We start from the raw sequence: 13,649 nt of genomic DNA on the forward strand, positions 1-13,649 counted from the left end.
CCGACACCTCATCGCTTTAAAATTAAAAAAGAAGCGGATCTCAATTGACCCACTTCTTTATTTTAACAAGACAACCGTCTATAAGAAAAGCCCGAAATAGTGAATTCTCTCCGACAATTATCTTATTTTGAGGCGCATCACGCGCATAGCGTTTGCAACAGCGAGAAGCGTAACACCGACATCTGAGAAAACCGCCTCCCACATGGTCGCAAATCCAAACGCTCCGAGTAAGAGGAAAATGGCCTTAACACCTAAAGCAAATCCGATGTTTTGCCACACGATTCGCCGAGTCCGTTTTGCAATCCGAATCGCTTCCGCTATTTTTGACGGCTGATCTGTCATCAGCACAACATCCGCGGCTTCTACAGCTGCATCTGACCCGAGTCCGCCCATCGCCGCTCCAATGTCCGCGCGTGCAAGCACCGGAGTGTCATTAATTCCGTCACCGACAAAAATGAGTTTTTCATTCGGGAGCAGCTTCGATTCCAATGCTTCTACCCGCTCCACTTTTTCCTCCGGCAGCAGCTCCGCATAAACCTCGTCGAGGCCGAGCTGTTTTCCGACTGTTTCTCCTGTCTGTTTTGAATCGCCCGTCAGCATGACTGTCTGTTTGATACCGAGCGATTTCAAATCTGCGATCGCTTGTTTTGCGTCTTCCTTTACTTCATCTGCTATGATGATCGCCCCGGCATAGCGCTGATCAATAGCCACGTGAACAATTGTACCGGCGTTTTCATCCGGGACGCTCTCAATCTGCTCTCTTTCCATCAGCTTCTTGTTCCCCGCAAGGATTTCTTTTCCGTTCACCTTTGCGAAAATACCGTGCCCGGATATTTCCTCATATGACTCGATTGTGTCCGGGGAAAGCGGCTTCCTATAGGCTTTCCGCACAGATTCTGCAATCGGGTGCTGAGAGTGGAGCTCAGCGTATGCCGCGGCTTTGAGTAAAGTCTCCTTCGAAAAACCTTTCGCAGGTTTGATCTCTGTCACTTCAAAGCTGCCTTTTGTCAGTGTGCCTGTTTTATCAAACACAGCGTATTTGACTTGATGTAAGGCTTCTAAGTAATTGCTTCCTTTCACAAGCACCCCGGCCTTCGAAGCTGCGCCGATTCCGCCGAAGAAACCGAGCGGAATGGAGACAACAAGGGCGCATGGGCATGAAATGACTAAGAAAATAAGCGCGCGGTACACCCAATCAGAAAGTAAAGCGCCAGGAATAAACAGCGGCGGGACAAATGCCAGCAGGGCGGCGATAATGACGACAGCCGGTGTATAATACTTGGCAAACTTCGTGATAAAGTTTTCGGTCCGCGCTTTACGGCTGCTCGCATTTTGAACCAAATCTAATATTTTGGATACCGCGGAATCCTGATAGCCTTTTGTTACTTCTATATGCAGAACGCCGTTTTGATTGATAAAGCCGGACATGACTTCTTGTCCTTCTGCCGCTTTTCTTGGTACAGATTCTCCTGTCAGCGCTGATGTATCAACCATCGCCGATCCCTGCACAACCTTTCCGTCCAGCGGTATGCTTTCTCCCGGGTTGACGACAATGATATCTCCTGTCTGCACGCCCTCCGGAGAAACGGTCTTGATGCCGTCTCCTATTTTCATATTGGCGTAATCCGGCCTGATATCCATTAATGCACTGATCGATTTTCTAGAACGGCTGACCGCGGCTCCTTGAAACAGCTCGCCGATTTGATAAAACAGCATCACAGCAACGCCTTCCGGGTATTGCTGAATTAAAAAAGCGCCGATTGTAGCAAGAGCCATTAAAAAATGTTCATCAAACACTTGTCCGCGGCTGATATTTTTGACCGCTCGAACGACAATGTCTCCTCCGATTATCAAGTAGGCGGCGAAAAATAATAAAAATTCCAGCATTGGGCCGGCATGAATCAAATATGCCGCCGCTCCGAGAAGGACCGCTGCTGCCATTCTGATCAGCATATTGATCATTCTTTTTCGATAACCGTCATCTGCTGATTTCTTTTTATGTTTCGGACGAACTGTTACATGAGGATCAATTGATTTTACTTTTTTCTCGACCTTATTGGTGACCCATTGTTCTTCTTTGCCATCGGCTGAGACAGTCAGTGTGCTTGCTGCAAAGTTAACCGCGCATCCGTCAACGCCTTTGATGCCTTTGACGCCATTTTCGATTTTTTGTGCGCAGTTGCTGCAATCCAAACCGTCCAGAACATATTCCCGCGTCACTTGTTTCATTTGTCTCACCTTACCTTCCGATTTAGGGTTCCCTCATCAAAGCATATGAATGAGTGTGAGTATCAAAATTACATATATGAGCATATACTCATATAATAGTTACATCTATTATATGGTGTTTTCCAAGAAAGTGTCAATGAAAAATAAAAACCGGCAAATCACCGGTTTTTATTTTACTTTTTGCAGACGCAGCGCATTCAGAACAACAGATACAGAGCTAAAAGCCATTGCCGCTCCCGCTATCCATGGCGCTAAAAATCCAAGGGCCGCGACTGGTATGCCAAGACTGTTATAGCCAAGTGCCCAGAATAAGTTTTGTTTAATGTTTTTCATCGTAAGTCTGCTCATACGGATGGCGTCCGCAATACTGTTCAGATCGCCGCGAATGAGCGTTATGTCCGCTGTTTCCATCGCGATGTCGGTGCCTGTTCCAATGGCCATGCCGATATCCGCTGTGGCAAGCGCGGGTGCATCGTTGATGCCATCACCGACCATTGCCGTCTGGCGTCCTTCTTTTTGCAGGCGGGAGATTTCCGCTGCCTTTTGCTCAGGAAGGACCTCAGCAATGACGCTGTCAATTCCAGCTTCCTTTGCTATCGCTTCTGCCGTTCTGCGATTGTCCCCGGTCATCATGATGACATCCAGACCCATCTCTTTCAGACGGGTGACTGCCTCCCGCGACGTGTCTTTTATCGTGTCGGCAACCGCTACAAGTCCCGCTGCTGCTCCATCAATGGACACGAGCATCACCGTTTTTCCTTCTCCTTCAAGCTCCTCCATCCGAGGAAGAAAAGCCTCATGCTCAATCCGTTCGCTCTCCATTAACCGTCTTGTGCCGACGAGTATCGTTTTGCCTCCAGCTTCGGCTGAAATACCAGCGCCTACTTTCGCTACAAAATGGGTGAGCTTCGGTATCTCCAGCCCTTTATCTTTCACACCGGCAACGATCGCTTCGCCGAGCGGGTGTTCCGAGCCCGTCTCAGCTGCTGCTGCGAACCGGAGCAGCTCTGTTTCTTCAAAGCCATCGGCCGGAATGGCATCAGTCAGCTTCGGCTTTCCGTTTGTCACTGTTCCGGTTTTATCGAGAACAATGGTATCAAGGCGATGTGTTTTTTCTAAATGCTCTCCGCCTTTAAAAAGAATGCCGAATTCAGCCGCCCGTCCGGATCCTGCCATAATGCTTGTCGGGGTGGCAAGACCCAGTGCACATGGACAGGCGATGACGAGAACCGCAATAAACTTGCTGATCGCTTCAGCAAAATCACCTGGAGACGCCCAAAGATACCAAATAAGGAACGTGAGGACGGCGATCCCCAATACAATCGGCACAAAAATGCCTGATATCTGGTCGGCGAGACGCTGGATCGGCGCTTTTGATCCTTGTGCTTCCTCCACAATTTTGATGATATGAGAAAGCGCTGTTTCTTTCCCGACGTTAACAGCCTTGATTTTCAGGAAACCGTTTGAGTTCACAGTCGCTCCTGTCACGCTGTCACCGGGAGATTTGTCAACGGGAAGACTTTCTCCTGTAATCATGGATTCATCTACAGCCGAGCGGCCTTCCAGCACCTCTCCATCGACAGGAATTCGTTCGCCTGGTTTGACATGAACAATATCACCAACAGCCACTTCATCTATCGGGATGATTTGCTCCTGTCCGTCTCTTACGACCGCCGCTGTTTTGGCTTGCAGCTTCATGAGCTTTTTAATGGCATCTGATGAGCGCCCTTTCGCCTTCGTTTCAAACAGCTTTCCTAACAAAATGAGCGTCAGCAAAATCGCGCTTGTTTCATAGTAAAGGCCGTCAGTATGCCCATGGGAACCGAGGCTTCGAATCGTAAGATAAAGACTGTAAGCATAAGCAGCCGTTGTTCCGAGTGCAACCAATACATCCATATTGGCGCTTTTATTTCTGAGCGCCTTATATGCGCCGACGTAAAACGGCCAGCCGATCAAAAACTGCACCGGGGTCGCAAGGGCAAATTGCATCCACGGATTGAGGAATAAATCCGGCACCCAAATGAACGAAGTAAATGTAAAATGGCTCACCATCGCCCACAGCAAAGGAAATGACAGAATAGCTGAAAAGATCAGTCTCGCTGTTTGCTGCCGTTCTTCTTTCTTTTTGGAAGCAGCGGCTTCGCTATCCTCATCGCCTTTCAGCTTAAGTTGATATCCGAGCTTATCAACGACTTCTTTAAAATCGCTGACAGCCGCTTCTTTTGGGTTGTATTCAACTGTTACAGTTTCTAAAGCAAAGTTCACCGGAGCATTTGTAACGCCTTCTAATTTGCTAAGCCTCTTTTCAATCCGATTGGCGCATGCTGCACAGGTCATGCCCTCAATATCAAACTCAGCTTTTTCCGTTACGACGTGATAACCCAGTTTTTCTATTTTTTCTTGGATTGCTTCTGTTCCTGTTTCAGCAGGGTCATAGGTAACATTTGACGTTTCCGTCGCCAGATTCACATTGGCATCCGTGACACCAGGCATCCGCTTCAGGCCTTTTTCAATTCTGGCGGCACACGCCGCACAAGTCATACCAGATACTTGCATCGCAATTTCCTTTTGCTCACTCAATACACTCACTCCTTTACATACACCCGGGGGGTATATAAAAATGAAAGAAATATCGCGCCTTGATGAAGGCGCGATACCGTGAATCAGTTGGCTACATCATAGCCTTGGTCTTCTATCGCATCCGCAATGTCTTTGACTGACACTTTGCCGGCATCAAACGTGACATCAACTTTCCCCGCTTCAAGATTGACATGAACAGCACTAACCCCGTCCAGTTCTCCCACACTCGTTTCAACTGCTTTGACGCAGTGCTGACAAGACATGCCTTCAACTTGCAATGTTTTTTGTTCCATATGAATTCCTCCTGTTTATTCGATCTGTTTTCATCCTACCATACCCCCGTAGGGTATTACAATAATAAAACATGATTATTTCGCTAATTTTTTAAATACGTCTAATAGCTCAGAAATGGCTTGGTCCCCGTCTCCGCTTTTGATGGCGTCTGCTACGCAATGATGGGCGTGATCTTCAAGCAAGTGGAGAGCCACTTTTTGCATTGCCGCCTGAACAGCTGAAATCTGTACAAGAATATCTACACAATATCGATCGTTTTCCACCATATTTTGAATGCCTCTGACCTGGCCTTCTATCCGTTTCAATCGGTTTGTAATTTGATCCTTTTCTTTCGAGCTTTTATGGTTTAATGCTTTATGTTCATTATGCTTCTCCATGCGCACACCTCTGTTTCATATATTAATTCCCATTATACTGATTGTCCAAACCGTTGTCTAAGCTTGCGGCGGCAAAAAAAGCCACTATGCAGGTTTTACCATTTGAAGATAAGGGTATATACCTTTATCAAAGCACTTTTAAAAGGGGAGAAGAAAAGTGAATACGATACAGGTAGGGATATTAGGGTACGGACTGTCAGGCTCGGTCTTTCACGCGCCGCTGCTTGCCGTTCTGGACGAGTATCATATCAGCAAGGTGATGACATCGCGAACGGAAGAGGTGAAGCGTGATTTCCCTGATGCCGAAGTAGTGCATGAGCTTGAGGAGATGACAAATGATCCGGCAATTGAGCTTGTCATCGTCACCACTCCGAGCGGCCTGCATTACGAGCACGCATTGGCATGCATTCAGGCGGGCAAACATGTCGTTATTGAAAAACCGATGACAGCCACTGCTGAAGAAGGGGAGAAATTAAAAAAAGCGGCCGACGAACGAGGCGTCTTGTTAAGCGTATACCATAACAGGCGATGGGATAATGACTTTTTAACAATTAAGAAACTCATTGATGACGGGTCTCTAGAAGATATCAATACATATCAGGTCTCCTATGACCGATACAAACCTGAGGTTCAAGCAAAATGGCGGGAAAAAGAAGGGGCTGCCACCGGTACGCTGTATGATCTCGGCTCTCATATCATAGACCAGGCACTGCATTTATTCGGAATGCCTAAAGCTGTAACCGCAAAAGTCATGGCTCAAAGAGAACATGCTGAAACCGTTGATTATTTTCATCTGACAATGGATTACGGCAAGCTTCAAGCCATTCTATACGCCGGATCAATCGTCCCGGCAAACGGGCCGCGTTATCAAATTCACGGACAGCAATCCAGCTTTATCAAATACGGGATCGACGGACAGGAGGATGCCCTCAGAGCCGGGAAAAAACCGGAGGATGACAGCTGGGGTGCGGATGATCCCGAGTCTTACGGTCAGCTGACAACTGTTCATGGCGAGAACAAAAAAACAGAAACCATTCCATCAGTTAACGGCTCTTACCTTACCTATTACCGCAAAATAGCGGACAGCATACGCGAAGGCGCGCCGCTGCCTGTCACAGCTGAAGAGGGAATTGATGTCATCCGGATCATTGAAGCGGCTGTGAAAAGCAGTGAAGAGAAACGGACCATTTCGTTAGAACAATAAATAAAGCCTCCCTTTATACGGGGAGGCTTTTTCATTAGAATGTTTTTCCTGCTTCTTTTGCACGGGCAATCGCATCTTCTTTGATTTGCTGTGCTTTGTCAGGCTCTGCATTATGACCCTCTACGAAAATGCCATCGAAGGATGGAACGCCGAAGAAGTTCATCATGATGCCAATGTAACGGTGGCCCATTTCCATTTCAGCCGCAGGGCCTTCTGAATAATAGCCGCCGCGCGCTTGAATGTGAATCGCTTTTTTATCAGTTAACAAGCCGATAGGACCTTGTTCAGTATATTTAAAAGATTTTCCTGCTACTGCAACTGAATCAAGGTACGCTTTCATCACCGGCGGGAATGAGAAGTTCCATAATGGCGTGACGAACACATATTTATCAGCAGATGCAAATTGATCGCTAAGCTCTCCTAAACGGCCCACTTTCGCTTTTTCGTTTTCAGAAAGTGCATCGCCGGACTGGAGCTTGCCCCAGCCGCTGAATACATCAGCATCAATGTGAGGAATGTTTTCTTTGTACAAGTCGATATGTACAACTTCATCATTTGGATTTGCTTCTTTGTATGATTCGATGAACGCTTTACCGGTTGCCATGCTGTAAGAAGTCGCTTCATCATGCGGGTGAGCAGTGATATACAATACTTTTGCCATTTTTACCAGCCCTTTCAATTTTAAAATTACACATCCGTTATTATCATTCAGACGCGTCCTGATTATTCTTTATCTCTTAAACCTTATTATAGGTGCAATAAAAATTGCTTTCAAGAAAAATATCTCGAATTAAAGATTTTTTTAAATCCGTACGAACAGCTTACTTTTCATAAGCTGTTCGCAAACCTGTATACAATGTGTAAAGCTCCCCGCTGATTCGCGGATAATACGGAAAACGCGGCACTTCTACAACAGCGGGCGGCATTTTCATCAGTACTGATTGCTCAGCCTGTTCAAAAAACGCTCTCAAATGGTTTATTTCTTCTTCAGAAACCGGAGAGGGCGGACGATGATGGGCTTGAGCCGAGAGCAAATAATAACCTAAGTGCTGTACTCCAGAGATCGCCGCCCACAGCGTATCCGCTTTCGCTTTTGGAAAATCTCCAAGTGCTTTATCATATGCATCCCGAAGCCTGACTAAGCTCACTCTAAGCTGATGTCCGTCTATTTGCTGTCCGGCTAACAGTTTCTCCATAAACTGCCCTTCCAGCCTGATCACTTCCCTCATGTATTCAGGCAGGCGTTTTGCTGAAAAACGTCTCCACAAAAGCATCGTTCCCAATAGGCCAATTGTGCTGCCGACAGCCACATCGGTCAGCCTCGCCGCTATAAAATAACCGGCCCCCAAGCCGCCATGCATGCTTTCTGTGATGACAAGCGCGTTTGCGGTCAGAAAAGGAACAGCCAAAGCATAATTGCGGACAATCAGCATTTCAAGAAGAAATTGAAGCATTGTGATACTTAAAGCGATATACACGCCGGATGGCTTAAAGAACAGGATCGCCCCTGCCAGCATCACGCCTATTACGGTTCCTGCCGAACGCTGAATGGCTCTTTGCAGCGTAAAGACAACAGTCGTGCCCAGCATCACCGCCGCTGCCGAGAGCGGAATCCAGTAAGAACGGTGAAAACCGAAAGCATTGGCAAACAAAGCCGCCGCAAACAGCACAATCCCATACTTTAATGCCCGAATCAAAACAGGTGACTCCCAGTCAAAGGCATTTCTCAGAAAGTAATAGGAGGATGGCAGCCGGCTTGGCTCCGCGTCCGATGGATCATCATTCCGCCCTGAAGCGATACTCAACACCTCGTTGATTTCTTCATACAGCTTCCGGGGTGGCTCCGCTTCATCCTCCTGAATAGGAAACGCATCGGAAACACGAGATTGCCCCAGCATGTCGGCAGTTTGGCGAAGTGCCTTTGCGATCTGGGCCTTATCTGCGTTTGGTGTTTCGGCAGAAAAATGAATGATCGAGATGAAGAGATCATCCGCTTTTTCCAGCAAGCGGATAAAACGTTCATCATGAGGCGATTTTCTCCATCTATTCCCTTTGCCGAGCACCGTTTGACGGGCTGTTCTCAGCATCAGCACGGTCTGATGCTGCGCGTTATGAAAATCAGGAGTTCCGACATCGGAAAGGCAGGATGCAAGCTGGCGGTATGTTCTTTTCAGCACTGTATTTTCCGGTCCATGCCTGTTATTGATCCAGCCAATCAAGGCGATTCCTGTGGCGAAAAGCCCGCCGGCAAATGTCAGTCCCGCTCTGAACGGAGCTTCTGAAGGATCTGCCGGCAAACCCGAGCTCACCAAAAAGGCAAGGACAAAAAACATCGGTGCTGGCCCTTGTATCCCAAGCGCGCCAAAAATAAACATTGCAGCTGCCCCGATAAGCCCCAGAACAGCCGCCATGCTCCAGAAAGTCCCTGCCAAAAGCGTCCCTAATCCAAACGATGCGGCGATCCCCAATGAAACTAACAGCAGCTTCAGAATACGTTTCGTATACGATTCCCCGCCTGCATATAAAAAAACAAAGCCGCCGATGCTAGCGGTCAAACCGAAATCCGTGTGTCCCGACAATGCGCCGACAAACACAGGAAATCCTGAAGCGACGCCTGACCCGATTGCCTTTTTCCATGGGAAAGGGGTTGCATGAATGCGAAAGGCATCCTTGACGACACTTGGCACTGTTCTTCGATTTTGATCAGAAGACTTGTTCATATTACATAACCCTCTTTAACGACATGATGTTGGTCTCTTCCCGTTTATTCGCCATAGTATGCCCAGAAACAGACCCATCTTCTCATTGGATATGCTCTCATCAAAAAAGACAGAGACATATCTTCTCTGCCTTCATTACACAAGTTTTTTCGCAATGTCATGCATTGGTTTGATCCAGTTGCTGTATGTCAGCTCAGCCGCCTTTTTCCGGTTCTTCTCCTTATATGCCTGAATGATTTGGTTATGTTCTTCAATAGAATTCTGCGGAGACTTGAAAAAAAGGTACTCAAGCCGAAGAATATGCATGTGAAGAACTGAGGTAAAATTGCGGATATATTCATTATCAGCCGCCTCAATTATCACATCATGAAACGCTTTATCAATGCCAAGCACTTCATAGATTTCGTTTCGGTCAATTGCCGCTTTCATTTCGTGATTGATGGCTGTCAGCTGCTCTATATGAGACGAATGAATGTTTTCAATTGCCAATTCGGCAGCGGTGGATTGGAGAGACGCCATCGGCGGATAGACTTTGAAGACATCATTTTTTTCAATCTGTGAAATTCTTGTTTCTTTCCCCGGAGACATTTCAACAAACCCCTGCATCTCTAATAATTGCAAAGCCTCTCTGACCGGTGTTCTGCTGACGCCAAGCGCTTTGGCCAACGCATCGTCATTCAATTTTTCTCCGGGCACAAGCACTCCTTCCACGATCCATTTTTGAATTTGCTCAAAAGCAAGCTTTTTGGCAGTCTGCCGTTTCGGCTTCGGGGCATTGGACGGTATCGGCACAAAGCATCACCTCTGAATATGGGTTTGGTTTTTTAATGCTGCCGTTTTGCCGGCACTTTTCTTCTGTGAAAGGACAAAAATCATGACTAAAATGCATGCCGCTCCTGCTGCTTGAAACAACCCAAAGGACACGCCAAGCCAAAGAATAGAAGACGCGACTGCGGCAACCGGCTCAGTGCATCCCAGCATGCTCGCTTCTTGCGGGAATAAATATTTCAAACTTTCTAGGTACATGCAGAATCCCAATAACGTTCCGAAAATAACAATAAAAGCCACCGATACAATTCCAGAAACCGTCCAGCCTTCTGCCTGTACTGCCCAAGGCGGATGAATAAAGCTCATGCCGACGCCCCCGATCAGCATCCCCCAGCCAATGACGAGAGCCGACCCCCATGTTTTCAAAAGAGAACTGGAATACAGCGTATAGAAGGCAAGTGCGCCAGCAGAAAGAAGACCCCATACAACAGATAAAGGAGAAACTGTTAAATTGCTGATGTTTCCATTCGTCAGCAGCAAAAAAGTGCCTGCTAAAGCCAATAATAGCCCCAAAAAATCGGAAAACTGAAATGAATTCTTTCGGGTCAGAAGCAAATACAGCATAATCAGAACAGGCGCTAAGTATTGAAGCAGCGTAGCCACCGCTGCGTTTCCGGTTCCGATTGAAGCTAAAAACGTATACTGAACACCCAGCATGCCGGCAATCCCGAAAACAATAAGCTGGACAGCCGCTTTTTTATCTTTCCATATGCCCCAAACTGCCCTCCTGTTTTTACCGGCGGACACAATAATCAGCACCAACAGGCCTGATAACAGTAAACGCACCGTTACAAGCCACTCCACCGATACATCACTCGTTTCAAATAAATGCTGGGCAACCGTTCCCGATAATCCCCAAAAAGCAGCTCCGACAATCACCATTAAAAAGCCGTACAACCGTTGTTTCTGAGTCGCCAACGTATATCCTCCTGACATGTAATATGCAATATATTACATATTATATCGTTTTACTTTTCAGAAAACAAAGTGTTTTCAAAAAATAAAAACAGTGCTACTCGCACTGCTTAGATAAAAGTCTGTGAATAAAAAATAAAGGATAAATCAAAAGGTATCCATTAAACAGCCACCATGCAAGATCAAAATCCCCGCTAAATGTCCAGAATGATAAAGCCTGAAGGCCTGAACAGAAGGTCAGCACAAGAGAAATCAGCGCCAGCTGCCTCCATATTGCTCTTTTGACGCGCTGCAAATACAAGCTGTACAAACCAGTAATGGAGATTAAGATATCCAAGGGAAAAAAGGACCAATTCCAGGCGATCATAAACGGATCTTGATAATGTTTAAAGGCCCAGCTTTCCGGCATTAATGAAAAGCCGGCAGACAGCCAGTACAATATAAAACCGATATCAGTCACGAGAAAGAACAGTTTCATCACTCTCATGTTACTGCTCACTTTTATGTACCGTTTGAGGCTCCGCCCCTTGATCGATCAGGTTTAAAGACACAACACCGGCAATAATCAGCCCGATTGAAATCAGTTTCATGACACTTATATTCTCTTGAAAATACAAAAACCCGACAACTGTGATCAGGACAATGCCCATCCCCGACCAGACAGCGTAAGCAACAGATACATCGATAGATTTGAGCGTAAGCGTCAGAAAGAAAAGACTCCCGCCATAAAAAAACATCAATAGCACACTCGGCAGAAGCTTCGTGAAACCCGCTGAAAGCTTCATACTGACCGTTCCGGCAACTTCAAATAAAATGGCCAAACATAAAAACATCCACTGCACGCGCCACCAGCCTCCTCATTTTTCTGTTATCCCGTTACATAATACATCTACGATTGATTCAAGAACTTCTCCTGTCGTGTACTGATGTTTGAGCGGATAATCAGGATCATATACTTGGTTGATGCTTCCTATATACATTTGAACCAATAAATCAATGTTGATGTTTCTGATCTTCTTTTGCTCCCTGCACTCGTTTAACAATCCAATAACAACTGACCATTCTTCCTTCATAAACGTGTCTAATTTGAGCCACGCATCGTAATGGGATTTCTTCAGCTCTTGTAATAACCCCATGTTCAGCAGCTCCATTTCCTTTGGAAGACCGATCAGCATTTGCTTCACCTTTTCAAGCGCATCTAGGGTCTCATCTTCATAGATGCTTTTTTCCAGTTGCTTCATCTCTGCGATAAACTGCGCCACGACGGCCTCCGTAAGCTGATCTTTCGACGGGTAATGCGCATAAAGCGTCCGCTTGCTTGTTCCAAGAGCTCCCGCCAGATCGTTCATTGTAAATGAAAAACCTTTCTGTCTGATCAGCCGAATGGTTTCCGCCAATATTCTTTTTTCCAAATCAACCACCTCGCTTTCGGTACTAAAAAAACTATTACAGTACCAAAATTATACGACAGCAAGTTCTGGAAATCAATACAATAAAAAAACCTCTTCCCAGAGGGAGAGGTTTTCTAAAAGACGCTGCGGACCAAACCGCCGTCCGCCCGAAGTGCCGCGCCATTAATCGCGGAAGACAGCGGGCTGCTTAGGAATGTAACAAAGTGAGCGATTTCTTCCGGCCGGATCAGCCTTTGGATAATTGAAGTCGGACGGTTTTCCTTCATAAAACGGGTCTCAGCTTCTTGAACAGTCAGGTTTTCACCAGGATAAAGAGAGTTCAGCATTGTTTCCACTCCCTCTGTTAAGGTTGAACCCGGCATGACTGTATTTACCGTTACATTTGTGCCGGTTGCCAGCTCCGCCAAGCTGCGGGAAATGGAAAGCTGCATCGTTTTCGTCGCGCTGTAATGGGCCATTTCCTGAGAAGGCATGATTGCCGCTTCACTGGCAATAAAAATCACCCGGCCTTCTTTCTTCTCTATCATTTTGTGTAAATACTTGCGTGTGAGCCTCACACCGCTCATAATATTCACTTCAAAAAATCGGAACCACTCATCATCGGGAATATCAAAATACGCCGCCGGTTCAAAAATCCCTAAATTATTGACCAAAATATCAACCTGCGGATATGCCTGAAACAGGTCATTGCAGCCTTCTTCGGTTCCAAGATCAAATGCGGCCGGATAAAACACAGCCTCTGCATGCTGTGTTTTCAAATCGTCTATCGTCTGATTCACTTTTTCTTCCCGGCGTCCGTTAATGATAACCGCAGCGCCTTCTTCCGCTAACGAAGCGGCAATCGCTTTGCCGATCCCCGACGTTGAGCCGGTCACCAGTGCGGTTTTCCCACGTAAATTCAGCTTCATTCGTTCATCCCTCCGTTTTTGTTTCCTCTTATTTATTAACAGAAATGCGATTGGTAAAATATCTGCTGTAAAACCAGTATGAAACAGCTGGGATTCAAATGGAAGTACGCACTTTTTGGTGCCTGTTATACGAAAAAAATGAAGCAGAACTGCTGGATAAGGGAAACGACATTCCTTATACC

The 13,649-nt window shown here is 46.4% G+C and carries 13 protein-coding genes; 1 reads left to right on the plus strand and 12 read right to left on the minus strand.

Annotation, left to right across the window (positions count from 1 at the left end; genetic code table 11):
* Nucleotides 1–117 precede the first annotated feature (117 nt).
* The 4 genes from NYE43_RS17505 to csoR form a co-directional block, all read right to left on the minus strand.
* Nucleotides 118–2,229, minus strand: coding sequence for a heavy metal translocating P-type ATPase (locus tag NYE43_RS17505; RefSeq protein WP_024122842.1), 2,112 nt, complete (start codon nt 2,227–2,229; stop codon nt 118–120).
* A 168-nt stretch (nt 2,230–2,397) separates the two neighbouring features.
* Nucleotides 2,398–4,809, minus strand: a complete 2,412-nt coding sequence (gene copA / locus NYE43_RS17510) for a copper-exporting P-type ATPase CopA (RefSeq protein ID WP_268497255.1) — start codon at nt 4,807–4,809, stop codon at nt 2,398–2,400.
* A gap of 83 nt (nt 4,810–4,892) precedes the next feature.
* Nucleotides 4,893–5,102 carry a copper chaperone CopZ gene (gene copZ, locus NYE43_RS17515; RefSeq protein ID WP_024122844.1) on the minus strand — a complete coding sequence of 70 codons (210 nt, stop codon included), beginning with the start codon at nt 5,100–5,102 and terminating at the stop codon, nt 4,893–4,895.
* 75 nt (nt 5,103–5,177) lie between these two features.
* Nucleotides 5,178–5,480 carry a copper-sensing transcriptional repressor CsoR gene (gene csoR / locus NYE43_RS17520; RefSeq protein ID WP_024122845.1) on the minus strand — a complete coding sequence of 101 codons (303 nt, stop codon included), beginning with the start codon at nt 5,478–5,480 and terminating at the stop codon, nt 5,178–5,180.
* Nucleotides 5,481–5,637: 157 nt separating this feature from the next.
* On the opposite strand from csoR, the gene NYE43_RS17525 reads away from it, so the two are divergent.
* On the plus strand, nt 5,638–6,684 hold the full coding sequence (locus tag NYE43_RS17525; RefSeq protein ID WP_101859949.1) for an oxidoreductase: 1,047 nt from the start codon (nt 5,638–5,640) through the stop codon (nt 6,682–6,684).
* Between the two features lie 34 nt (nt 6,685–6,718).
* Here the strand turns inward: NYE43_RS17525 and azoRB are convergent, their stop codons facing one another.
* The 8 genes from azoRB to NYE43_RS17565 form a co-directional block, all read right to left on the minus strand.
* Nucleotides 6,719–7,345, minus strand: a complete 627-nt coding sequence (gene azoRB / locus NYE43_RS17530) for an FMN-dependent NADH-azoreductase AzoRB (protein ID WP_024122847.1) — start codon at nt 7,343–7,345, stop codon at nt 6,719–6,721.
* A gap of 160 nt (nt 7,346–7,505) precedes the next feature.
* On the minus strand, nt 7,506–9,404 hold the full coding sequence (locus NYE43_RS17535) for an FUSC family protein (protein WP_024122848.1): 1,899 nt from the start codon (nt 9,402–9,404) through the stop codon (nt 7,506–7,508).
* Nucleotides 9,405–9,539: 135 nt separating this feature from the next.
* Nucleotides 9,540–10,196, minus strand: a complete 657-nt coding sequence (locus NYE43_RS17540) for a GntR family transcriptional regulator (RefSeq protein WP_103671322.1) — start codon at nt 10,194–10,196, stop codon at nt 9,540–9,542.
* A 6-nt stretch (nt 10,197–10,202) separates the two neighbouring features.
* Nucleotides 10,203–11,150: an EamA family transporter gene (locus NYE43_RS17545; protein ID WP_095713019.1), complete on the minus strand. Its 948-nt coding sequence runs from the start codon at nt 11,148–11,150 to the stop codon at nt 10,203–10,205.
* A gap of 94 nt (nt 11,151–11,244) precedes the next feature.
* Nucleotides 11,245–11,634, minus strand: coding sequence for a YvaD family protein (locus NYE43_RS17550; protein ID WP_024122851.1), 390 nt, complete (start codon nt 11,632–11,634; stop codon nt 11,245–11,247).
* Between the two features lies 1 nt (nt 11,635).
* Entirely contained in the window at nt 11,636–11,989 is a 354-nt protein-coding gene (locus tag NYE43_RS17555; protein WP_024122852.1) for a DMT family transporter, read from the minus strand.
* 15 nt (nt 11,990–12,004) lie between these two features.
* Nucleotides 12,005–12,559, minus strand: a complete 555-nt coding sequence (locus tag NYE43_RS17560; protein WP_024122853.1) for a TetR/AcrR family transcriptional regulator — start codon at nt 12,557–12,559, stop codon at nt 12,005–12,007.
* Between the two features lie 113 nt (nt 12,560–12,672).
* Nucleotides 12,673–13,467 (minus strand): SDR family NAD(P)-dependent oxidoreductase, encoded by a 795-nt coding sequence (locus NYE43_RS17565; protein ID WP_185848618.1) that lies wholly within the window; start codon nt 13,465–13,467, stop codon nt 12,673–12,675.
* Nucleotides 13,468–13,649 lie beyond the last annotated feature (182 nt).

This window comes from Bacillus sp. FSL R5-0434, assembly GCF_038004745.1.
Classification (GTDB): Bacteria; Bacillota; Bacilli; order Bacillales; family Bacillaceae; genus Bacillus; species Bacillus halotolerans.

What these genes read in the sequence shown, in the direction of transcription:
- NYE43_RS17565 (WP_185848618.1), bottom strand. Translation starts at nt 13,467, where the DNA reads ATGAAGCTGAATTTACGTGGGAAAACCGCACTGGTGACCGGCTCAACG.
- csoR (WP_024122845.1), bottom strand. Translation starts at nt 5,480, where the DNA reads ATGGAGAAGCATAATGAACATAAAGCATTAAACCATAAAAGCTCGAAA.
- copZ (WP_024122844.1), bottom strand. Translation starts at nt 5,102, where the DNA reads ATGGAACAAAAAACATTGCAAGTTGAAGGCATGTCTTGTCAGCACTGC.
- NYE43_RS17550 (WP_024122851.1), bottom strand. Translation starts at nt 11,634, where the DNA reads ATGAGAGTGATGAAACTGTTCTTTCTCGTGACTGATATCGGTTTTATA.
- NYE43_RS17535 (WP_024122848.1), bottom strand. Translation starts at nt 9,404, where the DNA reads ATGAACAAGTCTTCTGATCAAAATCGAAGAACAGTGCCAAGTGTCGTC.
- NYE43_RS17505 (WP_024122842.1), bottom strand. Translation starts at nt 2,229, where the DNA reads ATGAAACAAGTGACGCGGGAATATGTTCTGGACGGTTTGGATTGCAGC.
- azoRB (WP_024122847.1), bottom strand. Translation starts at nt 7,345, where the DNA reads ATGGCAAAAGTATTGTATATCACTGCTCACCCGCATGATGAAGCGACT.